The following is a 24,185-nucleotide window of genomic DNA, read 5'->3' on the forward strand; positions in this document are numbered from 1 at the left end:
AGGCATCAGATCAGGGTTAACGACGACGGCGGCGGCGGCCACCCCAAGGTGACCGCCGCTGTTCAGTTTCCGGAATTTCAGTTTCCGGAACGTTTCGGCTTGATCAGCCCGTTCATCCGAGCGCGGCCACAGCGCCGGTGAAGTGGCGACGACCGCTGCGGGCATTCCACGCTACGTACTCCGAACGTTCCCAACTTCCGGAACCTGACTGGACCGTGGAAATATCCACGGCGACGCGCGCAGGAAGGAACACTGGCGCTTCAAAGGCGACGTCCCAGGTAAAGGAGTCAGCTTTGACGGCCCCCACATCGGCCAGCGCGCGCGAGGCCAGGTACATTCCGTGGGCAATGGAACCACGCAAGCCCAATGCCTTGGCGGAAAGGACGCTGAGGTGGATCGGGTTGAAATCGCCGGAGACTGCGGCGTAGCTTCGCCCCGTGTCCAAGCCGAGTTGCCACAGCGCGGTGGGATTTGGAGGCGAGAAATCAGCGGATGCCGATGCTCCGTTCGTAGTTCCTGCTTTGTCGATGCCCGGCAGGAAGACACCCTTGGCCAGATAGGTGGAGACACCTCGCCACATCAGTTCGCCGGTAGTGCCGGAATGGACTTCCGCCACAACATCCACCTGGGTTCCTGCCTTGTGGCCCGCGAGGTTTTCAGCCCGGGAACGGACGTCCAAGGCCTCCGAGAAGGCAATGGGCATACGCTGTTCCACATGGTTCTTCAGGTGGATCATGCCCAGGAGCGGCAACGGGAAATCATCCCGGTTCATGACGCTCAAAGACACCGGGAAGGCCAAGGCATGAACGTATCCGGCCGGCAGGGTGTCACTTGCCGTCTCCCCTACCAAGTGTTGGTAAGCGGTCAGGTTTCCCACGTCTGCCCGGACGTTTCTCACTTCATGGCTGACCGATGGCAGATGATGCTGGTCCGTTGATGCTCCCAGCACCCGGCGCCGCGCAGCGGTGGCCGCCGCATTGACGTAGAGCTTGGACAGCGAGGGCAACTCCCCCAGGATGACTGGTTGGGGCTTGGTCATGCTCCCACCAATTGTTGCCCGCAGACCCGGAGCACCTGGCCGGAGATTCCGCCTGCGGCGTCACTGGCCAGGAAGGAGATGGTCTCGGCGACATCCCGGGGCTGCCCTCCCTGCTTGAGCGAGTTGAGCCTCCGGGCAGCCTCGCGGATGGCAAAGGGCATCCGCGCCGTCATTTCCGTTTCAATGAAGCCGGGGGCCACCGCGTTGATGGTTCCATCGAAGGCTGCCATCAGGGGGGCCGTGGACCTCACCATGCCAATGACGCCGCCCTTGGAGGCGCCGTAGTTGGTTTGGCCCCTGTTTCCGGCGATGCCGCTGGTGGAAGCAACCGACACGATGCGTGGTGCGTCCTTGAAGTGTTCAGAGGCAAGAAGGGCCTCGTTGATGTTCAATTGGGCGGCAATATTGACTGCGATGACCGACTGCCACCGGCTTTCGTCCATGTTCGCCAGCAGCCTGTCGCGGGTGATTCCGGCGTTGTGCACAACGATGTCAAGCCGGCCGTGGCGTGCCACGGCGTGTTCGATGATTCGGTGCCCGGCGTCGTCGCGGCTGATGTCGAGCTGCAGGGCCGTGCCCCGAACCTCGTTGGCAACTGCTGCCAGGTGGTCCCCGGCCGCCGGAATGTCCACCGCAACTACAATGGCGCCGTCGCGGTGCAGCGTGCGGGCGATGGCAGCTCCAATACCCCGGGCCGCACCGGTGACTACTGCGACCTTGCCTGCCAGGGGCTTATCCGGGTTGCCCGGCAAAGAACCGGACGTTGATCCCACTGTCAGGAACTGTCCGTCAACGTAGGCTGAACGCCCGGACAGGAAGAACCTGAGTGCGCCCAAGGCTGAGGGGCTGGTGGTGGCGAGGTCGTCGTCGAGCAGTATGCCGTTGGCGGTGGAACCGGCGCGCAGTTCCTTGGCCAAGGACCGAACAAGTCCATCAATCCCTTGGCGTGCAGCAGCCACGGCAGGGTTTGCGGCCGACTGTGGCGTCCGGGAGATGGTGACCACGCGTGCGTTGGTGCTCAGATCCCGCAGCGAAGTTCCTGCCGTCAGGACGGGCTTGGCGAGGTCACCGGGATGCTGGACGGCATCCAGGACCACAATGATGGCGCCAAGCTTTTCCTTGGGCAAGGCATTCCGCCGGACGTCAAGACCCCATCCGAGGAGCGTGGTGGCAAGGTCGTCGGCACCTGCGCTGTCCCCGTTGACCAAGACCGGGCCGGTGACCAGCGGGCTGCCGGGTTGGTACCGGCGAAGCTCCACGGGCTGCGGCAATCCGAGCCGTTTGGCAACGTCCTTGCCTAGTCCGTGGCTGACCAGTTGTGTGTATTTGTCCGTCATGAAGCTCCCCCTACGCTGCTTCCAGAAGGGCGACGACGCCCTGGCCGCCTGCGGCGCAGACGGAGATGAGGCCACGTGCCGGTCGCCCGTCCACGGATCCCTTCTCATGAAGCATTTTCGCAAGGGAGGCAACGATCCTGCCACCCGTAGCGGCGAAGGGGTGCCCGGCGGCCAACGACGATCCATTGATGTTGAGCTTGGCCCGGTCTACCTTTCCGAGCGCTCCATCGAGTCCAAGCCGGGTTCGGCCGAAGTCTTCGTCTTCCCAGGCTGCCAAGGTGCTCAGTACTGTCCCTGCGAAGGCCTCGTGGATTTCGAAGAAGTCGATGTCCTCCAGCGTCAAGCCGTGACGGGCCAACAGGCGCGGGACCGCGAAGACGGGCGCCATGAGGAGGCCGTCCTTGCCATGGACGAAGTCCACAGCCGCGGCTTCGCCGTCGAGGACGGTTGCGAGCTTGGGCAGGCCATGGAGGTCTGCCCACTCCTCCGTTGCCAGCAGGACGGTGGATGCGCCGTCAGTAAGGGGCGTGGAGTTCCCCGCCGTCATGGTCGCTTCTGCTCCGAGGTTCTTGCCGAACACCGGCTTGAGCGACCCGAGCTTCTCCAGGGTGGTGTCAGCGCGCAGGTTGGAGTCGCGGTTGAGGCCGCGGTAGGGAGTGATGAGGTCATCAAAGAAGCCGCGGTCATACGCGGCAGCGAGGTTGCGGTGGCTGTTGAAGGCAAGCTCATCCTGGGCCTCGCGCGTGATCTTCCATTGCGCAGTGGTCAGTGCCTGGTGCTCGCCCATGGAAAGGCCGGTGCGTGGTTCACCTGTATTCGGTGCATCCGGTGCCAGGTCCTTGGGACGGATACGGCCGATGATCTTCAGCTTCTGCACAGGGGTTTTGGCGCGGTTCAGGTCCAACAGGATCTCACGCAGCCCCTCGCTTACGGCGATGGGGGCATCGGATGCTGAGTCCACACCGCCGGCAATGGCCGAATCTATCTGCCCCAGTTTGATTTTGTTGGACAACCCGATCACTGTCTCAAGCCCTGTTGCGCAGGCCTGCTGGAGATCATAAGCGGGGGTCTCCGGTGACAGCGCCGATCCAAGGACGGCTTCCCTCGTGAGGTTGAAATCCCGCGAGTGCTTCAAGACCGCTCCGGCAGCTACTTCGCCGATGCGTTCGTCCTGCAGGCCGAACCGGGCGATGAGTCCTTCCAGGGCAGCTGTGAGCATGTCCTGGTTGGAGGACTTGACGTAGGCGCCGCCTGTGCGGGCGAACGGTATGCGGTTGCCGCCCACGATGACCGCCCGGCGGGGCGCCTGGGGGGTGAAGCCGGGTTCGCGGGTCCCACCCGTGGTGACGTCTGCTGCAGCCATGCTGGTCTCCTTCGATCAAATGCCAGTTACTGATACCCAGCGTACCTGATACGCTGGGTATCGTGAACAGTCGCCACCAGGAATTCGTCAGTGCCGCAACGGATGCGGAGAGTACAGCCGTCGACGGCCGGGCTGCCCGTTGGCAATCCCACCGCGAGGAGCGGCGCGGGGAACTCATCAGGCAAGCCCGCAAGGCTGTTCACCGGCTTGGAAGTGACGCATCCATGGAAGACATCGCAAGCGCTGCCGGTACGTCGAAGTCTGTCTTCTACCGCTATTTCCGTGACAAGGCAGGACTTCAGCAAGCCATGGGCGAGGTAGTGCTCGGGCAGATGCAGCGCCGCATGCAGGAAGCCGCCCAGTCCGCGCAATCACCCCGCGAAGGGCTGTTTGCCATGGTCTCCGCCTACCTGCAGATGGCCGAATCCAGCCCCCATGTCTATGCGTTCATCACTCGGCTCACGCCAGGTGAGGCTTCGGCCCAGGACGCCATTGCCGCGTCGGGCGCACTCGGAAATTTCTTCGAGCAAATCACTGAAATGATCGCTACCCCCATGCGGGAGTACCTGGGCAAAGAGAAGGAAGCGGTGATTGTGTACTGGCCCACCGCAGCCATCGGACTTGTCCGGAACGCCGGAGAAATGTGGCTGGGGAGCCCGGCCGGCAGCGGGAAGCCGGACCAGGAATCCATGGCCGCACAAATCACGGACTGGCTGTGCCTCGGCATTGCTCCAGCACTCAAGACATCTACCTGACACCAGCAATGACTCATCAGTTGTCGGAACCAAAGAAGGAAGCAACATGACTGAAGTAGTGGACCGGACCGCATCCGCCCAGCACCCCACCGGCGCAGGCAGCAAGGGTGCCGCTACCGCCGGCCCCGAGCCCGTGGTGGACGTTGCCGCGCTGGGCGAGCAACTCCTTGGCAAGTGGGCGCACATCCGCCACGAGGCCCGCAAAGTGGCAGGCAATCCGGCAGTGCAGAAGATTGAGGGCCTGCACCATACAGAGCACCGTGCCCGCGTATTCGAGCAGCTGAAATTCCTGGTGGACAATAACACCGTGCACCGTGCCTTCCCTACGCGGCTGGGCGGATCCGATGACCACGGCGGAAACATCGCCGGTTTCGAAGAGATCGTCACTGCCGATCCCTCCCTTCAGATCAAGGCCGGCGTCCAGTGGGGCCTGTTCGGCTCCGCGGTGATGCACCTGGGCACCGTGGAACATCAGGACAAGTGGCTCCCCGGCATCATGAACCTCGATATTCCCGGCTGTTTCGCCATGACCGAAACGGGCCACGGCTCAGACGTTGCCAGTATTGCCACCACTTCCACCTATGACGAGGCCAGCCGGGAATTCGTGATCAACACTCCTTTCCGGGCAGCATGGAAGGACTACATCGGGAACGCCGCCAACGACGGCCTCGCAGCCGTGGTGTTTGCCCAGCTGATCACCAAGAACGTCAATCATGGCGTGCATGCGTTCTATGTGGAACTCCGCGATCCAGCCACCAAAGAGTTCCTTCCGGGCATCGGCGGAGAAGATGACGGCATCAAGGGTGGCCTCAACGGCATCGACAACGGCCGCCTCCACTTCACGGAGGTGCGTATCCCCCGGACCAACCTGCTGAACCGCTACGGTGATGTGGCTGAAGACGGCACCTACTCCTCCACCATCGCGAGCCCGGGACGCCGTTTCTTCACCATGCTTGGCACCTTGGTCCAGGGACGCGTCTCCCTGGACGGCGCCGCAGTTGCCGCCAGCAAGCTGGCGCTCAAGACAGCCATCCAGTACGCAACCGAACGCCGTCAGTTCAACGCTTCCTCGGCAACCGATGAGGAAGTCCTGCTGGACTACCAGCGTCACCAGCGCCGCCTGTTCACCAGGCTGGCCACCACCTACGCGGCCAGCTTCGCCCATGAGCAACTCCTGCAGAAGTTCGACGACGTCTTCTCCGGCGCGCACGATACCGATGCCGACCGCCAGGACCTGGAAACGCTGGCGGCCGCGCTCAAGCCCCTGAGCACCTGGCACGCCTTGGATACCCTGCAGGAGTGCCGCGAAGCATGCGGCGGGGCCGGTTTCCTGATCGAGAACCGATTCGCTTCCCTGCGCGCCGACCTCGACGTCTATGTCACATTCGAAGGCGACAACACCGTCCTGCTGCAATTGGTGGCGAAGCGCCTGTTGGCTGATTACGCCAAGGAATTCCGCAGCGCCGATTTCGGCGTGCTTGCCCGTTACGTGGTGGACCAGGCAGCCGGCGTGGCCCTGCACCGGACCGGCCTCCGGCAGGTTGCCCAGTTTGTGGCCGATACCGGCTCCGTACAGAAGGCGGCCCTGGCTTTGCGGGACGAGGAAGGCCAGCGCACTCTCTTGGCCGACCGCGTTCAGTCAATGGTCGCAGAAGTCGGTGCTGCCCTGAAGGGTGCCAACAAGCTCCCCCAGCACCAAGCAGCAGCCCTTTTCAACCAACACCAGCACGAGCTCATTGAAGCGGCACAAGCGCATGCTGAGCTTCTCCAGTGGGAAGCCTTCACGGAGGCGCTGACACACGTTACTGACGAGGGAACCAAACAAGTCCTGACATGGCTCCGTGACCTGTTCGGCCTGTCCCTGATTGAGAAGCACCTCTCCTGGTATCTCATGAATGGAAGGCTTTCGATGCAGCGTGGCCGGACTGTTGGCACCTACATCAACCGCCTCCTGGTCAAGATCCGTCCGCATGCCGTGGATCTGGTGGACGCTTTCGGGTACGGTCCGGAGCACCTCCGCGCCTCCATTGCTACCGGGGCGGAGGCCGGCCGGCAGGACGCTGCGCGCAAGCACTTCCGCGAGCAGCGTGCCAGCGGCAGCGCTCCGGCTGATGAGAAGGCGCTTCTGGCCCTGAAGGCCTCCAAAGCCCGTTAGCAGCGTCCTGTTACCTTGCGGTGAACAGTTGCGGAACTGCTGAAAAACGACGACGGCGCCGTCCCCACCAAGGGGGCGGCGCCGTCGACGTTGGGCCTGCTGTTGGAGCGCTGATGGTTAGCGCAGGACCGAGCGGTAGACCTCAAGTGTGGTTTCCGTGATGGACTCCCACGAGAAGTGCTCCTCTGCGCGTCGACGCCCGGCAACTCCCATTTCGCGGGCACGGGCGGGATCGGCCACTACCTCGTTCAGGGCCGCGGCAAAGTCGCTGACGAACTTTTCCGGATCCAGGGGTGTTCCGGTTCCATCGGTGACCTGCTCGAGTTCGACCAGCAGCCCGGTTTCACCGTGTTGGACCACCTCCGGAATGCCGCCCGTGGCACTGGCCACCACGGCCGCGCCGCATGCCATGGCCTCGAGATTGACGATGCCGAGGGGCTCATAGATCGAAGGGCAGGCAAAAGCCGTGGCATGGCTGAGCACCTGGATGAGCTCCTTGCGGGGCAACATCCGCTCGATGAGGATGACCCCTTGGCGCTTGGCCTGCAGTTCCTCGATGAGGCGTGCAGTTTCAGCTGCAAGCTCGGGAGTGTCCGCGGCGCCAAGGCACAGCACCACTTGGACGTCGTCCGGCAGGCTCGATGCTGCGCGAAGCAGGTATGGCACCCCCTTCTGGCGTGTGTTTCGTCCTACGAAGACCACGCTGGGCTTGGCGGGATCGATGCCCAGCGCACAGATGGCATCATCTTCTTCATCGCGTTCCCAGAGGGAAACATCGATCCCGTTATGGACCACGCGAACTTTATCGGGATCCACGTCCGGGTAGCTGCGAAGGATGTCCTGGCGCATCCCCTCGGAGACGGCGATGATCGCTGCGGCTGCCTCATAGGCGGTCTTCTCCACCCAGGAGGAGAGGGCGTAGCCGCCGCCAAGCTGTTCAGCCTTCCACGGGCGCAGGGGCTCCAGGCTGTGAGCGCTGAGCACGTGCGGAATGCCGTGCAGCAGCGACGCGAGGTGACCGGCCATGTTCGCGTACCAGGTGTGCGAGTGGACAAGGTCCGCTCCCGCAATATCCGGAACTATCCTCAGGTCCACGCCGAGGGTCTGGAGGGCGGCGTTGGCCCCGTCCAGGTCCTCGGGCGTGGCGTAGGACGCCACGGACGCCCCATGGTAGTCGGCATCCCGGGGCGCACCGAAGGCCCGTACATGCAGGTCGACGTGCTTTGCCAGCACGCGGCTGAGCTCGGCAACGTGGACACCGGCACCGCCGTAAATTTCCGGAGGGAATTCTTTAGTCACAATGTCTATTCGCACGCTAACCAACGTAGTCGTTCCGGCGTATGTGTTCTAGTGTGAAAGAGTCCGGAAAATCGGACTTTTGGGGGATACGAAGACGTACAGGGAGCTGTGACCATGGCGTTGAAGAAAGTTCTGGCAATCGTATTGGCAGGCGGAGAAGGCAATCGACTGATGCCGCTGACGGCGGACCGGGCAAAACCCGCGGTTCCGTTCGCCGGCGGCTACAGGTTAATTGACTTTGCACTATCCAATCTCGTTAATTCGGGATATTTGAAAATTGTGGTACTGACGCAGTACAAATCGCACAGCCTTGACCGGCACATCTCCGAGACTTGGCGTATGTCCACGCAGCTGGGCCGCTATGTAGCCTCTGTTCCCGCTCAGCAACGCGTGGGCAAGAGTTGGTTCCTTGGTAGCGCCAACGCGATCTACCAATCGCTGAACCTCATCCACGACGACGCCCCGGACATCGTGGTTGTGGTCGGTGCTGACCACGTGTACCGCATGGATTTCTCCCAAATGGTGGAGCAGCACATTGCCAGTGGCGCGAAAGCGACGGTTGCTGCTGTGCGGCAGCCGCTGAACATGGCCAACCAGTTCGGTGTGATCGAAGTAGACCAGAACGATCCCCAAAAGATTGCCGCGTTTGTGGAGAAGCCGGCCAGCACCCCCGGGCTGGCGGCAGATCCCACGCAGTTCCTGGCCTCCATGGGCAACTATGTCTTCAATGCCGATGCCCTTGTTGAAGCTCTGCATGTGGACGCGGAGAGACTCGATACCAAGCACGACATGGGCGGGGATATCATTCCCTACTTCGTGGACCAAGGTGAGGCCGGCGTGTACGACTTCACGCTCAATGACATTCCGGGCGCCACCGATCGGGACCGGACGTACTGGCGCGATGTCGGTACCATTGATTCGTTCTATGACGCGCACATGGACCTCATCTCCCCCGTGCCGATCTTCAACCTCTATAACTCCGAGTGGCCCATCTACACCCGCCAGAGCATCTCGCCCCCTGCCAAGTTCGTCCGTGGCGAAAACAACACGGTGGGCACGGCCCTGGATTCCATTGTTGCCAGCGGTGTGGTGGTCTCGGGTGGAATCGTTGAAGGTTCCGTGATCTCCAACGACGCCTACGTGGCGGCCGGCAGCCGTGTCCAGGACTCTGTGCTGATGGACAAGGTCCGCGTTGGTGAAGGCGCGGTCATCAAACGGGCAATCCTGGACAAGAACGTCAAGGTCCCTGCCGGTGCAGCCATCGGCCTGGATCCGGCCCTGGACAAGGCCCGGGGTTACAAGGTCACCGAATCCGGCATCACCGTGCTGGCGAAGGGCCAAGTTGTTCCCGAACCCGGTGAAGCAGAGCTTGCCCTTTCGGCGCAGCACCGCCGTGGACTTCCTGAGGCTGTCAAGGCTGCCACCCATGACGATCCGGACATCCGGGACTCTGCCGAAAAGGTGGCAGCAGGAATCCAGTCACGCGTCGCGGACGCCGCAGCGCAGGGTGCCTCGCACTAAGCGCCGGACTCCCGGCTGACGCCGACAGAACCCGAGGCAGGCCACTGGCTCCCAAGGCTGTAAAATCAGGTCAATGAGCTCCACCGATCTGACGCCTGAAGAGATCCAGGCCTGCCTCAAGGTTCTGACCACGATCCACGTCTATGACGAAGAGCACCCGGACTACGTTGCAGTCCGTCGTGCAACCGGCAAGATGTTCAAAGCCGTCAAACGCCACCGCCGTGTCACCAAGCGCGATTCCATCGCCGAGGCCGATCGTGCCGTCCTCGCCCTGACGGCCACTGCAGCTCCCGACCGTATTGACGATGAAACCCGCGGCAACAAGCTGGCGCCCTCGGCTACCGGTGAAATTGCCGGGCACCTGATCCGCTCCCGTCCTTGCTACATCTGCAAAAAGCACTACACGCAGGTTGATGCCTTCTATCACCAGCTGTGCCCGGAATGTGCGGCGTTCAGCCACGGCAAGCGCGATGCCCGCACCGATCTCACAGGACGCAGGGCACTGCTGACGGGTGGACGCGCCAAGATTGGCATGTACATTGCGTTGCGCCTCCTCAGGGATGGCGCGCACACCACCATCACTACCCGCTTCCCCAAGGACGCTGCCCGTCGCTTCGCTGCCATGGAAGACAGCAGCGAGTGGCTGCACCGTCTCCGGATCGTCGGGATAGACCTCCGTGACCCGGCGCAGGTCATGGCTCTGACGGACTCCCTCAACGAGGCCGGGCCGCTGGACATCATCATCAATAACGCAGCCCAGACCGTGCGACGTTCCGGCAATGCCTACAAGCCCCTGGTGGACGCGGAGGACGAGCCCTTGCCGGCAGCTTTGGAAGCCGCCAACGGTGGTCCGGAGTTGGTCACATTCGGCCATGCCCATGACAAGCACCCGTTGGCCCTGGCCAGCAGTGTTACCGAACACCCGGTCCTGGCAGGGGATGCAATTACCTCGTTGGCACTCTCCACAGGATCGGCGTCTCTGGAACGGATCGAGTCGGGAACAGCGATCGACGCCGGCGGACTGGTTCCGGACCTCGCCTCCATTAACAGCTGGACCCAGGTGGTGGACGAAGTGGACCCCCTGGAGATGCTGGAGGTCCAACTCTGCAATGTCACGGCCCCCTTCCTGCTGGTCAGCCGCCTGCGCGATGCCATGAAGCGGTCCACCGCGCACAGGAAGTACATCGTTAACGTCTCGGCCATGGAGGGACAGTTCTCCCGCGCCTACAAGGGCCCCGGACACCCCCACACCAATATGGCCAAGGCCGCATTGAACATGATGACCCGCACCAGCGCCCAGGAAATGCTGGATTCCGACGGCATCCTCATGACCGCCGTGGATACAGGCTGGATCACCGACGAACGTCCGCACTACACCAAGGTCAGGCTCATGGAAGAAGGCTTCCATGCTCCTTTGGACCTGGTGGACGGCGCCGCGCGTGTCTACGACCCCATTGTGATGGGCGAGAAAGGCGAGGACCAGTACGGTGTCTTCCTGAAGGACTACAAGCCCTCGCCCTGGTGATAATCGCACGACTTTGAGTACAGATAAGGCCCTTAAGAGAGTCACTCTTAAGGGCCTTATCTGTAACAAAAACTGCTATGCGAGGCGGGTGATCTCCACCGAAACGGCGAGACCCGAACCGCCCCCTCCGGACAGGATGCCCTTCAAAGGTGGAACGTCGCGGTAGTCACGCCCGCGGGCCACCGTGACGTGGTAATCACCTGCCGGCTTGTGGTTGGTGGGGTCCCAGCTTCGCCATTCTCCGTCCCACCATTCCAGCCACGCGTGTGACTGGCCGGCAACCGTTTCGCCGATGTCGGCCGAGGACCTTGGATGGATGTACCCGGAAACATAGCGGGCCGGGATGCCGCTGCAACGCAGCGCCCCGATGGCCAGGTGTGCCAGGTCCTGGCAGACGCCCTGGCGTTGCGACCACGCCTGCTCCGCATTGGTGGTTACTCCGGTGGTGCCCTTCATATAGGTCATCTCACCGGCCATCCAGGCGAAGACGGCCAAGGCAGCCTCATGGGGATTCTTTCCGTCCACAACACCGGGAACAATGCCCAAAACCTCCTCGCCCGGTCCACTGAGCCGGGACTGGGGCAGCCAATCGCTGAACTCGTCCTGGACCTTGTCCGAAGCAATGACGTCCCACCCAACAATGTCGTCCTCGACCGCCACACGCTCGGTACGGTGGACCTCCACGGTGGCCGTGGCGAGGACCTCGAGGCTTTCATGCGGCATTTGCATATCGAAGGCCGTCACCCGGGTGCCCCAGTAATCGCGGTAGGTGCTGACCGAGGCCTGGTTGGGTGAAACTTTCAGGGACGACTCGAGGACCACCTGCTGGCCGTCGGTCAAGGGGGTCATCCGGGCCTCGTTGTAGGACAACGTCACTCGGCGGTTGTACTTGTACGCCGTCTTGTGGACGATGCTCAGCCGGGTCATGAAACTTCTCCCACCCAGGCATGCTCATCAGCCTGATTGAAGTACTTACGGGAAATTGCGTCGGACGCCTGCGTCACGGCCTTCTGCACACGTTCCATGTGCTCGGGCAGCTCGGACATGAGGTCGTCGGTTCGGTGGAACTCGAGGAACGTCCGGGCCTGGCCAACAATGCGCCGGGCATCATTGATGAAGCCCACGCGCTGGGCTGAAGGGTCCAGCTTCGCAAGGCATTCATCGGCATCGCGCAGGGCGTAAACGATGGACCGCGGGAACAAGCGGTCCAGCAGCAGGAACTCCGCGGCGTGCTGGTCGCCGAAGGCAGCCCTGCGCGTGCGGATGAACGACTCATAGGCGCCGGCGCACCGGAGCATGTTGACCCAGGACATTCCCGCAGACTGGACGTCGCGCGTTGAGAGCATGCGGGCAGTCATGTCCGCGCGTTCCAGGGAACGGCCCAACACCATGAACAACCAGCTCTCGTCATGGCTCACGGTGGTGTCCGCGAGACCGCGGACCATTGCTGTCCGCTCCAGGACCCAGTTGCAGAAACGGTAAGTTCCCACCACGTCCTTGCGATGCTGGTTGAGGCCGTAATAAGTGGTGTTAAGGCTTTCCCAGAGGGACTGCGAGACGGTTTCCCGGGCACGCCGCGCATTCTCGCGTGCTGCACCCAAGGATCCGGCAATGGAGGACGCGCTCTGCTTGTCGTAGGCCAGGGCATGCAGGAGTTCAGGGAGTCCGAAGTCCTCGCTCTGGGGCTTGGCACCCATGACGGCCAGGAGCTCCCGGGCCACACTCCGCTGTTCTTCAAGGGGCAGGTGGTTGAGTCGTTCGAGGTGGACGTCAAGGATCCTGGACGTGCCATCGGCGCGTTCTACGTAGCGTCCGATCCAAAAGAGAGACTCAGCAATACGGCTCAGCATGGAACTGCCTCCTTCGAGTGGTGCAGGTCGAAGTTCAAGTGGTGGTGGAGCGGGGTCACTGTTGCTGCTCCGTTTGGCGGTCACGCCAATTGCTTTCCACGGGCCACACCGATACCTGTTCACGGACGGTGACCGACTGGCGTGGGATGACCTCGGCGGGAAGTTTCGGCGAGTCGGCCAGGACCCAGGTGTCCTTGGAACCGCCGCCCTGGCTGGAGTTCACTATCAAGGAGCCTTCCTTGAGTGCCACCCTGGTCAGTCCCCCGGGAAGGACCCAGACGTCGTCGCCGTCGTTGACTGCGAAGGGCCGGAGGTCGACGTGGCGGGGACCAAATTTGTCCCCGGAAAGCGTCGGCACGGTTGACAGCTGCAGGACCGGCTGGGCGATCCACCCGCGGGGATCGGCGATGACCCGTTTACGCAGGGCTTCAAGCTCGTCCTTCGTGGCATCAGGTCCGATCACCAACCCCTTGCCGCCTGAGCCGTCCACCGGCTTCACCACCAGTTCGTCAAGGCGGTCCAGCACATGCTCCCTGGCTTCCTTTTCCTCAAGCCGGAAAGTGTCAACGTTGGCGATGATCGGCTCTTCGTGAAGGTAGTACCGGATCAGGTCAGGGACGTAACTGTACACGAGCTTGTCATCAGCTACGCCGTTGCCTACAGCGTTGGCTATCGTCACTCCCCCGGCGCGTGCTGCGTTGACCAGCCCGGGGCATCCCAGCATGGAGTCGGAACGGAACTGGAGGGGATCCAGGAAGTCGTCGTCGATGCGCTTGTAGATGACGTCCACTCGCTGTTCACCCGCGGTGGTCCGCATGTATACACGGTTGCCGCGGCAAATGAGGTCACGGCCTTCCACCAGTTCAACGCCCATGAGACCGGCAAGGAGCGTGTGCTCAAAGTAGGCGCTGTTGAAAACGCCCGGCGTCAGGACCACCACGGTGGGATCGTCCACACCCGCCGGTGCAGTCTTGCGAAGTGCTGAAAGAAGCCGCCGTGGATACTCTTCCACGGGGCGGATGTGCTGCTGGCCGAAAGCCTCGGGCAGGCCCTTGGCCATGGCCCTTCGGTTCTCCAGGACGTAGCTGACGCCGGAGGGAACCCGGACGTTGTCCTCGAGCACCCTGAAGGTCCCGGCAGCGTCACGGACGACGTCGATGCCCGAGACATGGACGCGGACACCGCCGGATGGTTCGAATCCGTGGACTGCACGGTGGAAGTGCGCGCTGGTGGTGATGAGTTGCCGAGGGATCACGCCATCGGTGACTACGGCCATCCGTCCGTAGACATCGTTGAGGAAAGCCTCCAGGGCTTTGACCCGCTGTGCTACGCCACGTTCGAGGACGTTCCACTCATCGGCAGGAATGACGCGGGGCACAATGTCCAGCGGGAAGGGGCGTTCCTCCCCCGCGTAGTCGAACGTGACTCCACGGTCCAAGAACGTGCGTGCCATGGAATCGGCCCGGGCGGTCACGTCGGCCAGGGACAGCTCCCTGAGGGCGCCGGAAACCTGACCATAGGATCTTCTGGCAACGTGGCCTTGGGCAAACATCTCGTCATAGGCACCACTGCGCGCTGCGGCCTCGGAGTAATCCTGGAATAGGTCAGACATGGGATTCAGGTAATCACCTTTTTGAGTCGAGCGCATTACGCACTGATTGTGTCGCGGTTTCCGGATGCTCCCGGTTCGCCTTTCCCTGCCTTCATCCGGCAGGGTTGAGGCATGCCCTTCAACAGTCCTGCGTCCCAGGTGTCCCGGCTGGGGCCCGGGTTGGTCCTGAGCGTCGCCGCTACGGGTCTTGCCTTCGCAATCCACACCGTACTTCCGGCGGTTCCCGCCATGACACTCGCTGTTGCTTTGGGCCTGCTCTCAGCAAATATACCGGGCACGGCGGTCCTGACCGCGGGGCGCGCCCGGCCCGGACTGGACTTCGCGGGGAAACACCTCATGCGTGCCGGGATTGTCCTGCTGGGACTCAAAGTCAGCATCGGCGATGTCCTGGGACTCGGCTGGCTGGCACTGCTGCTGATCGCCGGTGTGGTCCTGGTGAGTTTCGCGGGAACCTATGGCCTTGCCCGCTTGTTGCGCCTGCCCGGCGAGGCGGCTTTGTTGATTGCCACAGGATTTTCCATCTGCGGTGCTTCGGCGATTGGTGCCATGGCGGCAGTACGGCGCATCAGGCATCAGGATACTGTCCTGCCGGTAGCTCTGGTGACCCTCTGCGGCACGTTGGCCATTGGCGTGCTGCCGCTGCTGATGCACCCCCTGGGCCTGTCTCCTGAACAGTTTGGTGCCTGGACCGGTGCGTCCGTCCACGATGTCGGCCAGGTGGTGGCCACCGCCCAAACCGCGGGGACCTCCGCGCTGGCGATCGCCGTCGTCGTGAAATTGACCAGGGTTGTCCTGCTGGCGCCGATAGCGGCAACGGCGGGGCTGCACCAACGCATCCTCCACCTTCGTGAGCGCGCCAACGGCGTCGCGGACGAGTCGGGCAGCAGGGATGGCAGGTTTCCTCCGATCGTCCCCCTCTTCGTGGTGGGTTTCCTCGCCATGGTCGCTGTTCGATCGTTGGGTTGGGCGCCGCCGGCGGCCCTGGAGATCGCCGCGGCGGTACAGGACATCCTTCTGGCGACTGCCCTCTTCGGACTGGGTTCGGCCGTACGCATCAGGACCCTGATCCACACAGGCGGCCGCGCTGTCCTGGTAGCTTTGGGCTCGTGGCTGCTCATCGCATCGCTGGGCCTGGGGGCCGCTTTGATCATGATTAGATAGCTGTGTGTCGAATCACAATCTCTCGCGCGATGAAGCCGCTACCCGTTCAGCCCTGATCACCACCCACAGCTACGACGTCACGCTCGATGTCCGCGACGCGGAAGATCCCGCAGTCCCCGGTTACCCGAGCACCAGCACCATCACCTTTTCTGCCGCACCGGGCTCCGCCACGTTCCTGGATTTCATCCATGGCGGCGTCCAGTCCGTGATCCTCAACGGCCAGCCGCTGGACGTCGGGTCGGTGGTTGACCGCCACAGGATTACCTTGGAAGGACTGGCGGCGGAAAATACCGTGACCGTGACCGGAACAGCGCTCTACAGCCGCTCCGGTGAAGGCATGCACCGCTTTGTTGATCCCGCTGATGGCCAGTGCTACCTCTACACGCAGTACGAGCCCGCGGACAGCCGACGGGTCTTCGCCAACTTTGAACAGCCGGACCTCAAGGCCGAATTCACTTTCCATGTGATCGCCCCGGCAGGCTGGGAAGTCGCGTCCAACGGGGTGGAGGAATCGCGGTCTCCGGATAGCGGCGGTGCCGCCCGCTGGGACTTCGCCGCCACCCAACGGATGTCCACGTACATCACCACCGTGCTCGCCGGGCCTTACTTCAAGGCCACGGACCACTGGGGAGCAACGCTCGACGACGGCACCCGGCTTGAGGTGCCGCTGGCACTCTTCTGCCGGGCCTCTTTGGCGGAATCCTTCGACGCCGACGAACTGTTCCGATTGACCAAGAGCGGCCTGGCCTTCTTTAACGATCTGTTCGACTACCCCTACCCGTGGGGCAAATACGATCAGGCCTTTGTGCCCGAGTACAACCTCGGAGCCATGGAAAATCCCGGGCTGGTGACGTTCACGGAGAAATATGTCTATGCCTCCCGTGCTACTGATGCCCAATACCAGGCCCGGGCCAACACACTAATGCACGAGATGGCGCACATGTGGTTCGGCGATCTGGTGACCATGAACTGGTGGGACGACCTCTGGCTCAAGGAATCGTTCGCGGACTATATGGGGACGCTTGGCGTGGACCGTGCCACCGATTGGGACACCGCATGGGTCAACTTCGCCAACAAGCGCAAGGCCTGGGCGTACGTCCAGGACCAGTTGCCCACGACGCACCCCATTGTGGCCGACATTCCTGACCTTGAAGCGGCCAAGCAGAACTTTGACGGGATTACGTACGCCAAGGGTGCTTCCGTGCTTAAACAACTGGTGGCCTACGTTGGCTTTGATGCCTTCATTGCCGGCTCCCGGCAGTATTTCAGGGATCACGAATTCGGAAATACTTCCCTGAAGGATCTGCTCCAAGCCCTTAGCACTGCGTCCGGAAGGGATCTCGGCGAGTGGGCCGGCCAATGGCTGCAGACCTCCGGTATCTCTACCCTTTCCGCAGAGATCGTGGACGACGCCGGCGTCCTTGGCGCCGTCACGCTTAGGCAGGATGCCCTGGACCCCATAACCGGCCATCAGGAACTCCGCCCGCACCGGCTGCGCCTGGGACTCTATGACGCTGATGCCGCCGGCAGGCTCGTCCGCTCCGAAAGCCTCGAAGTGGATGTGGCGGGCCCCAGCACATTGCTGCCTGAGTTGAACGGCAAGCGACGTCCAGCCTTGCTTTTGATCAATGATGATGACCTCAGCTATGCCAAGGTCCGTCTGGACCCACGCTCCGAACATACAGTCCGGACCTCGCTGGACAAGATCAGCGATCCCATGGCCCGCGCCCTCTGCTGGACCGCGTTGTGGGACTCCGCCCGTGACGGAGTGACGCCCGCTGTGCGCTATGTGGCGGCGGTAGAGCAGTTTGCGTCCGCGGAGACCGGCATAGGGGTCTTGTTGAACGTGCTGGGTAATGCTTCGGGCGCCATTGAACGTTATGTCCCTGCGGGAGCCCGGGAAGGGGTCCGAAAAGACTTCCTGGCAGTGGTGGCTGACAGGATGAAAGCCGCGGATCCCGGTTCCGACCATCAGCTGGCCTGGGCCAGGACCCTCGCGGACGTATCCCGGCACGGGGACAGCGAACTCCCCTTGCTCCGGGGAATCCTGGACGGCAGCATCGTCATTGAAGGATTGGCTGTCGATGCAGAACTACGTTGGAGCCTCTGGCAGGCTTTGGCAGCCCATGGCCACGCGTCCCGCGCCGAATTGGACCGGGAACTGCAGGCAGACAAGACCGCCTCCGGAAGCGAGGGTCATGCCCTGGCGTCGGCATCCATTCCCGATGCTTCAATCAAGGCAGCTGCCTGGGATTCCACAGTCAACAGCACTGGGCTTTCCAACGAGATCCTCAGCGCAACCATCACCGGCTTGATGACAGCCCCGGCGTCCCTCCTGGAACCCTATGTGGAACGCTATTTCGAATGCGTCGAACGGGTGTGGGCGGAACGCAGCATCGAAATTGCCGGCAGGATTGTGCGCGGCTTGTTCCCGGGCGTCCAGGACCTGGCGGAGGGCATGGAGCCGTCCGAGCACCCGGTTCTGGTCCGCACTGACAGTTGGTTGACCGACCACGCTGACGCTCCCCGGGCACTCCGCCGACTAGTGATCGAGCAGCGAAGCCACTTGGCACGGGCCCTGACGGCACAAGCTGCCAAGGGCTAGTTCCCGGCAGGGGCTAGGGAACCCTGTTCAACCACTCTTCGGTACCGAACTTCGCCTCCACGCGTTTACCCGCCTCATCGAGCTCGCCCTCGGTGAGGCGGGACTCCACGGCACCATAGCGTTCCATGAAGACTTCCTGCATTGCCTCAAGGATGGCTGCCCGGGCCAGCCCTGTTTGGCGTCGCAACGGATCAACACGCTTCTTGGCGCTGCGTGTGCCCTTGTCGGAGAGCTTTTCCTTACCGATACGCAGGACGTCCACCATCTTGTCTGCATCGATGTCGTAGCTCATGGTGACATGGTGAAGCATGCCCCCGTTGGCGAGGCGCCTTTGTGCTGCGCCCCCGATCTTGCCTTGATCGGTGGCGATGTCGTTGAGGGGAACGTAGAAGGCGGAGATCCCCAATTTCTCCAAGGCTGCCATCACCCAGGCATCCAGGAACGCGTAGGAATCGGCAAAACTGATGCCGTCCACCAACGTCTGTGGCAGGTAGAGCGAGTAGGTGATGCAGTTGCCGGCTTCCATGAACATGGCGCCGCCGCCGCTGATGCGTCGGACCACCTTGATACCGTGTCGGGAAACCCCTTCCGGGTCCACTTCATTACGCACTGACTGGAAGCTGCCAATCACCACTGACGGCTCTTCCCAATCCCAGAAGCGCAGCGTGGGATTGCGCAGCCCCGCACCTATTTCCTCGGTGAGGACCTCATCAAGTGCGACGTTTAGCTCGGTGGGCAGGACGGACGGCGGGATGACTTCCCATTGGTGGTCGGCCCAGCTGGTGGCTTTGGACAGCGCCCGCCGGACGGTGATAGCCACGGCTTCTGCAGAAAAGCCGAACAGTACTGCGTCCCCGGGCAGCCCCGCGGTGACCGCTGCGGCGATGTCCGCCGCCGTTGAATCTTCCCTCAGGCCGGTGAGTGCCGCGTTGATGTCCTGGAGGGCCTCGTCGGGTTCCAGGAAGAAGTCGCCGCTGAGGGAGACGTTGGTGAACTTTCCACCCACTACATCCAGATCCACCACCACGAGTTTGCCGCCGAGGACTTTGTATTCGCCGTGAAGGCGGGTGTCGGCGTCGTCGTTCGGTGTTTCAGGTGTGGGCTGGGAAGTCATGCTGTCCATCTTGCCGGAAAAAGCAAAGGCCCGCATTGCCGAAAAATCCGGCAATGCGGGCCTTGAAAGCCTTGGGGTGAAGTGGGTTACTTCTTGCCGCCGAAGCCCTTGAAGCGGGCGTTGAAGCGCTCGACGCGGCCAGCGGAGTCCATGATGCGCTGCTTGCCCGTGTAGAACGGGTGGGACTCCGAAGAGATTTCGACGTCGATAACCGGGTAGGTGTTTCCGTCTTCCCACTCAATGGTCTTCGAGGAAGACACGGTGGACTTGGTCAGGAACTGCGTACCGGAAGCCAGGTCGTTGAAAACAACAGCTTCGTACTTCGGGTGGATATCAGACTTCATAATGGGACCTTTTGTTCACGCAACTGGATTTTGCCAGCTGCCAGGTATGAATGGAGGTGGTCCGGTTGTTGCAGGACGAATAATCCAGCAGCCGGGCCAACAACCAATCATAGCGGAAACCCGGCCGCCGAACTAACCGCTGTCAGTCCCGTGGACGGAGTTCCCAGAAGGCCACAGCCGATGCGGCAGCGACATTGAGTGAGTCAACGCCCGCGCGCATCGGAATCTTGACTGCGAGGTCAGCTGCGGCCAACGTGTCCTGGCTCATGCCGGGACCCTCCGTGCCGAGCACCAAGGCCAGTTTGGGGTACTGCTTTGCGGCAAGATCGTCCAGGTCCAACGCGTCCTCGGTCAACTCCATTGCCGCTACCTTGAAGCCTTGCTCCTTGAGTCGGACCAGGTCGCCAGGCCAGCTTTCGAGCCTGGCCCAGGGAACCTGGAACACCGTGCCCATGCTGACCCGGACACTGCGCCTGTACAAGGGATCCCCGCATCGCGGGGAGACAAGGACGGCGTCCACGCCCAATGCTGCGGCGGAGCGGAAGATTGCCCCCACATTGGTGTGGTCAACAATGTCCTCAAGCACGGCAACACGTTGCGCATTGGCCAGCAGCACCTCCAGCGGGACGGGGGCCGGGCGCTGCATGGCCGCCATTGCTCCGCGGTGCAGGTGGAAACCTGTGATCTCTTCCAAAAGGGATGCCTTGCCGATGAACACGGGAACGTCGGGATAGTCCTGGAAGACGTCGTCGAGGTCTTCCAGCCATTTCTCCGCCAGGAAAAAGGAGCGGGGCTGGTGTCCGGCGGCCAGCGCCCTGCGCAGGACCCTGGACGATTCGGCGATGTACATGCCCTCTTCGGGCTCACGCAGCTTACGGAGGTGGACATCGGTAAGCGTGGTGTAGTCGGTCACGCGTGGATCATCCGCGGACTCAAGGTAATGGAAAGTCACCGGGCGATTATTTCAGCAGGTTGGCGATCATGAAGCCGAGGGCGACGATGCCAAGGGTGAAGATCACGGCGCGGAGGACGCGCGGGGACAACTTCCGGCCCACTTTTGATCCCACCAACCCGCCGATCGTGGAGCTGACGGCAATGAGGAGAACAACCAACCATTCAATGCGGTCGAAGGCGAAGATCAGGTAGGAGATTGCTGCCACCATGTTTACGCCGAGCACCAGGATGTTCTTCATGGCGTTGGCATTTTGCATTGTTCCGCTGAGGAACACACCAAGGATGCCTACCAGCAAAATCCCCTGTGCCGCCACGAAGTAGCCACCGTAGACGCCGGCAAGATAGACGAGCACAACCAAGAGGATTCCGTGGCTGCGGTCCCGGATGGCATGTTCCGGGTTTTGCTCCCGGCTCCGGACCCAGGCCTGCAGCTTGGGCTGGAACAGGACCATAAGGAGGGCCATGACCAGCAGGACGGGCGCAACGTAGTGGAAGACCTTCTCCGGCAAGTGCAACAGAAGCCATGCACCGGTAATGCCGCCCAGCAACGAGGCAGGCAGCAGCTTCATCAGCTGCCGTCCCCGGCCGGCCAATTCGCGGCGATACCCCCAGGCTCCGGCCGCTGTGCCTGCCACCAGCCCCATGGCGTTGCTCATGGACGCAACCACTGGTGTGATGCCGATGGCTATGAGCACAGGAAAAGTGACCAGGGTGCCGGAACCAACCACTGCGTTGATGGTGCCGGCCCACAAGCCGGCGAAAATGACCAGGATGCTGCTAAGGATTTCCATTGTCGTCTATGGACCCGACCTAGCGGCGGGCAGTGGCCGTGTAGCGGCCACTGTTTTCAGAAACATCCAGGGGCAGGCCGAAGGTGTTGCTGAGATGTTCGTCGGTGAGGACTTCCTTGATGGGGCCGGCAGCCACAACTCCACCTTCGCGCAGAAGCATGGCATGGGTGAATCCGGGCGGCACTTCTTCAAGGTGGTGGGTGACCAGGACCATCGCGGGAGCCGCTTCATCGCTGGCGAGTTCGCCGAGCTTGTGCACCAGTTCCTCCCTGCCGCCTAAATCCAGTCCCGCGGCCGGTTCGTCCAAAAGCAAAAGTTCGGGGTCGGTCATGAGGGCGCGGGCAATCTGCACACGCTTTCGCTCCCCTTCGGACAGGGTGGCGAAGGTCCGGTTCAGGAGCGGACCCATCCCCCAGTCGTTCAGCAGGCCAAAGGCACGTCGCTCGTCGTCGCGCTCGTAACCTTCACGCCAGCGTCCGGTCACACCGTAGGCAGCGGTGACCACCACGTTCAGGACGTTCTCATGCTCTGGAATCTGGGTGGCAAGCGCCGCCGAGGAGAGTCCGATGCGGGGACGAAGTTCGAAGACGTCCACGCGACCCAAAACTTCATCAAGGATCCCCGCCTTCCCGCTGCTGGGGTGGAGGCGGGCTGCAGCAATTTGGAGAAGGGTGGTCTTGCCGGCGCCGTTCGGACCCAGGATGACCCAGCGCTCCCCTTCGTTGACCTGCCAGTCAACCTTGTCCAGCAGGGTTTTCTTGCCTCGGACAACGCTGACGGAAGCCAATTCCAGAACATCACTCATAGCAGTAGACACTAGGACAAAAATCCATATGACTGATAACCGGTCACTTCGCACTGGCGCCGTCCGAAACGAATTCGGGTGGAAGTGTTGCGCTCAGTAGGATTGAGGCCATGACTTCGAACTTGGCTGCGGTCAGCTATGGCGTGCATCTGTCCCCCGAATCCCTGGTGAACCTTCGGAAGGTACTGGCTGACGCCGGCGTCGCAGTGTCATCGGAATCACAAGCAGGCGACCACCGCTTCCGTGTCATGACCGCCGGTCTCGCTGCAGGTACGGAGGCGTCGGCGGATCTTGAAAGCGTTCGGCGCCACGTTGCTGCTGCAGCCAGTGCAGGTATTGATACAGCCATAGTTCCCGAAGACCTGCGTCTGGCGCCCCGGAAGCTCCTCATCATGGATGTGGATTCGACCCTGATCCAGCAGGAAGTCATTGAACTGCTGGCGGCCCACGCCGGCAAGCGCGAGGAAGTCGCCGCCGTGACCGAGGCCGCCATGCGGGGCGAGTTGGACTTCGCCCAGAGCCTCCATGCCCGCGTAGCCGTGCTTGCCGGGCTTCCCGTGGAGGTCGTCGAATCTGTCCGCCAGGAGGTGCGCCTCAGCCTTGGCGCTGCAGAACTCGTGGCCGCCTTCAAGGAAGCAGGGCACGTTGTGGCGGTGGTGTCCGGCGGCTTCAACCAGATCCTTCGTCCCATTGCCGAGGAACTTGGGCTGGACCACTGGATCGCCAACGAGCTTGAAATCGTCGACGGCGTGTTGACCGGCAAGGTACTCGGCGATGTCATCGACCGGGCAGCCAAGGAGAAGTACCTGCGCGAGTGGGCCGCCGCTGAGGGCATCAGCCTTGAGCACACCATCGCGGTGGGTGATGGCGCGAATGATCTGGACATGCTCAGCGCGGCAGGAATCGGTATCGCGTTCAATGCCAAGCCTGCTGTTCGCGCTGCAGCAGACGCTGCCATCAACATGCCTTACCTCGACGCTGTCCGGCATATCGCCAACGTCTGACTCCGGCTATCCCCCGCGCCGGCGCTGACCTGTCGGCACACCCGCATGCTGTTGTGGGTGACTTTGTGGTGCCCACCAAGACCCATCCCGATCGCGAGGGCCCATCCCGATGCTGGTTACTTCCGGTGATCCCTATTGCGAAACAACAATTTGAATTTCGTGACGCTGTTATTCTCACTATTTATCAAATCGTCATTATCGGAACATTCGCTGCTGATAGTTGTTCGATAATTGTGCGTTCTTACTGCTCTGCGGGTATTTGCTGTGTAGAGTTAAAAACTCAACAAAGAAACCCGTAGAACATGCGGCAGTCCTGAATGATGGAAGTGCAGGGTCAGTAAGTGAACCGTTCGGAGCGTACGTGGAAATGGTGGAAACGCAGCGAAGGATTTGAATCCACTGCAACACCTCTCCACGAGATCATCCGGGAGCGGCACCCTGATGCGGTGGCAACGGGGATGGCTCCCAATCAATGGGATGCAGGCCCCGGGACAACCTCCTACCCGGAAATTCCCTCGGTGTATTTCATGGCTGCCAGCGGTGACACAACAGAACAGGAAGAACTGATTATGAGCTCACTTGACGAGGCTACGAAGCAACTGCTGTCCATTGAAGGTGCCACGGGCGCAGCCATTGTTGATTACACCAGCGGAATGGCCCTGGCCCAGGGCGGCAACCCCGGCTTCGACCTGGGAGTCGCTGCGGCTGGAAACTCCAATGTTGTCAGCTCCAAGCTCCGCACCATGGCCGACCTTGGCTTGGACAGCAACATTGAAGACGTCCTCATCACACTGGACACCCAGTACCACCTGATCAACGTCCTGAACTCGGCAGGATCCAAGGGGCTCTTCGTCTATCTGGTGTTGGACCGGACCTACGCCAACCTCGCGCTGGCGCGTCACAAGCTCAACAACATCGCCAAGGCTGTTGCCATCTGATCTCCAGGTCATA

The 24,185-nt window shown here is 62.0% G+C and carries 20 protein-coding genes; 8 read left to right on the plus strand and 12 right to left on the minus strand.

The genetic code is table 11. The annotated features are described in order from the left end of the window. Positions 1 to 112 precede the first annotated feature (112 nt). The 3 genes from M1D51_RS10355 to M1D51_RS10365 are packed head-to-tail and all read right to left on the minus strand — an operon-like array spanning position 113 to position 3,739. The gene (locus M1D51_RS10355) at positions 113 to 1,039 is read right to left on the minus strand and encodes a MaoC/PaaZ C-terminal domain-containing protein (RefSeq protein WP_458109405.1); all 927 of its coding nucleotides are present in this window, start codon (positions 1,037 to 1,039) and stop codon (positions 113 to 115) included. After that, positions 1,036 to 2,376: a 3-oxoacyl-ACP reductase gene (locus M1D51_RS10360; RefSeq protein ID WP_458109406.1), complete on the minus strand. Its 1,341-nt coding sequence runs from the start codon at positions 2,374 to 2,376 to the stop codon at positions 1,036 to 1,038. Before M1D51_RS10360 ends, M1D51_RS10355 begins: the two co-directional genes overlap by 4 nt. Before the next feature lie 10 nt (positions 2,377 to 2,386). Further along, complete coding sequence (locus tag M1D51_RS10365) at positions 2,387 to 3,739, minus strand: acetyl-CoA C-acetyltransferase (RefSeq protein WP_458109407.1); 1,353 nt, start codon at positions 3,737 to 3,739, stop codon at positions 2,387 to 2,389. Positions 3,740 to 3,801: 62 nt separating this feature from the next. Between M1D51_RS10365 and M1D51_RS10370 the strand changes: the two genes are divergently transcribed. Further along, positions 3,802 to 4,494, plus strand: a complete 693-nt coding sequence (locus M1D51_RS10370; RefSeq protein ID WP_458109408.1) for a TetR family transcriptional regulator — start codon at positions 3,802 to 3,804, stop codon at positions 4,492 to 4,494. A 46-nt stretch (positions 4,495 to 4,540) separates the two neighbouring features. Continuing rightward, positions 4,541 to 6,649 carry an acyl-CoA dehydrogenase family protein gene (locus M1D51_RS10375; protein ID WP_458109409.1) on the plus strand — a complete coding sequence of 703 codons (2,109 nt, stop codon included), beginning with the start codon at positions 4,541 to 4,543 and terminating at the stop codon, positions 6,647 to 6,649. A gap of 117 nt (positions 6,650 to 6,766) precedes the next feature. Here M1D51_RS10375 and glgA read toward each other — a convergent pair whose 3' ends face one another. Then, positions 6,767 to 7,963 carry a glycogen synthase gene (gene glgA / locus M1D51_RS10380; protein ID WP_458109410.1) on the minus strand — a complete coding sequence of 399 codons (1,197 nt, stop codon included), beginning with the start codon at positions 7,961 to 7,963 and terminating at the stop codon, positions 6,767 to 6,769. Between the two features lie 93 nt (positions 7,964 to 8,056). Here glgA and glgC point away from each other — a divergent pair, with 93 nt between their 5' ends. Both glgC and M1D51_RS10390 read left to right on the plus strand, forming a co-directional pair. Further along, a complete protein-coding gene (gene glgC / locus M1D51_RS10385) occupies positions 8,057 to 9,469 on the plus strand; it encodes a glucose-1-phosphate adenylyltransferase (protein ID WP_172322769.1) in 1,413 nt (470 codons plus the stop codon). Between the two features lie 73 nt (positions 9,470 to 9,542). Further along, positions 9,543 to 10,994: an SDR family NAD(P)-dependent oxidoreductase gene (locus M1D51_RS10390; protein WP_458109411.1), complete on the plus strand. Its 1,452-nt coding sequence runs from the start codon at positions 9,543 to 9,545 to the stop codon at positions 10,992 to 10,994. A gap of 75 nt (positions 10,995 to 11,069) precedes the next feature. Here the strand turns inward: M1D51_RS10390 and M1D51_RS10395 are convergent, their stop codons facing one another. The 3 genes from M1D51_RS10395 to M1D51_RS10405 are packed head-to-tail and all read right to left on the minus strand — an operon-like array spanning position 11,070 to position 14,456. Beyond that, positions 11,070 to 11,921: a transglutaminase family protein gene (locus M1D51_RS10395; RefSeq protein ID WP_172322767.1), complete on the minus strand. Its 852-nt coding sequence runs from the start codon at positions 11,919 to 11,921 to the stop codon at positions 11,070 to 11,072. Next, complete coding sequence (locus tag M1D51_RS10400) at positions 11,918 to 12,844, minus strand: alpha-E domain-containing protein (RefSeq protein ID WP_026540668.1); 927 nt, start codon at positions 12,842 to 12,844, stop codon at positions 11,918 to 11,920. Before M1D51_RS10400 ends, M1D51_RS10395 begins: the two co-directional genes overlap by 4 nt. A gap of 55 nt (positions 12,845 to 12,899) precedes the next feature. Then, positions 12,900 to 14,456 (minus strand): circularly permuted type 2 ATP-grasp protein, encoded by a 1,557-nt coding sequence (locus tag M1D51_RS10405; protein WP_172322766.1) that lies wholly within the window; start codon positions 14,454 to 14,456, stop codon positions 12,900 to 12,902. A 111-nt stretch (positions 14,457 to 14,567) separates the two neighbouring features. Between M1D51_RS10405 and M1D51_RS10410 the strand changes: the two genes are divergently transcribed. Both M1D51_RS10410 and pepN read left to right on the plus strand, forming a co-directional pair. Then, positions 14,568 to 15,617 (plus strand): YeiH family protein, encoded by a 1,050-nt coding sequence (locus tag M1D51_RS10410; RefSeq protein WP_458109412.1) that lies wholly within the window; start codon positions 14,568 to 14,570, stop codon positions 15,615 to 15,617. A gap of 4 nt (positions 15,618 to 15,621) precedes the next feature. After that, entirely contained in the window at positions 15,622 to 18,222 is a 2,601-nt protein-coding gene (pepN, locus tag M1D51_RS10415) for an aminopeptidase N (protein WP_458109413.1), read from the plus strand. 13 nt (positions 18,223 to 18,235) lie between these two features. Here pepN and M1D51_RS10420 read toward each other — a convergent pair whose 3' ends face one another. From M1D51_RS10420 to M1D51_RS10440, 5 genes are all read right to left on the minus strand, one after another. Beyond that, positions 18,236 to 19,336 carry a lipoate--protein ligase family protein gene (locus M1D51_RS10420; RefSeq protein ID WP_458109414.1) on the minus strand — a complete coding sequence of 367 codons (1,101 nt, stop codon included), beginning with the start codon at positions 19,334 to 19,336 and terminating at the stop codon, positions 18,236 to 18,238. 86 nt (positions 19,337 to 19,422) lie between these two features. Next, positions 19,423 to 19,680, minus strand: coding sequence for a type B 50S ribosomal protein L31 (locus M1D51_RS10425; protein WP_017200906.1), 258 nt, complete (start codon positions 19,678 to 19,680; stop codon positions 19,423 to 19,425). Positions 19,681 to 19,822: 142 nt separating this feature from the next. Further along, positions 19,823 to 20,632 carry a TrmH family RNA methyltransferase gene (locus M1D51_RS10430; protein ID WP_458109415.1) on the minus strand — a complete coding sequence of 270 codons (810 nt, stop codon included), beginning with the start codon at positions 20,630 to 20,632 and terminating at the stop codon, positions 19,823 to 19,825. A 7-nt stretch (positions 20,633 to 20,639) separates the two neighbouring features. Beyond that, entirely contained in the window at positions 20,640 to 21,425 is a 786-nt protein-coding gene (locus M1D51_RS10435) for a sulfite exporter TauE/SafE family protein (protein ID WP_458109416.1), read from the minus strand. 19 nt (positions 21,426 to 21,444) lie between these two features. Continuing rightward, positions 21,445 to 22,230: an ABC transporter ATP-binding protein gene (locus tag M1D51_RS10440; RefSeq protein WP_458109417.1), complete on the minus strand. Its 786-nt coding sequence runs from the start codon at positions 22,228 to 22,230 to the stop codon at positions 21,445 to 21,447. Between the two features lie 110 nt (positions 22,231 to 22,340). On the opposite strand from M1D51_RS10440, the gene serB reads away from it, so the two are divergent. Next, positions 22,341 to 23,234, plus strand: coding sequence for a phosphoserine phosphatase SerB (gene serB, locus M1D51_RS10445; protein ID WP_458109418.1), 894 nt, complete (start codon positions 22,341 to 22,343; stop codon positions 23,232 to 23,234). Between the two features lie 341 nt (positions 23,235 to 23,575). Further along, positions 23,576 to 24,172, plus strand: a complete 597-nt coding sequence (locus tag M1D51_RS10450; protein ID WP_253951401.1) for a hypothetical protein — start codon at positions 23,576 to 23,578, stop codon at positions 24,170 to 24,172. Positions 24,173 to 24,185 lie beyond the last annotated feature (13 nt).

This window comes from Arthrobacter sp. R3-55 (assembly GCF_054161505.1).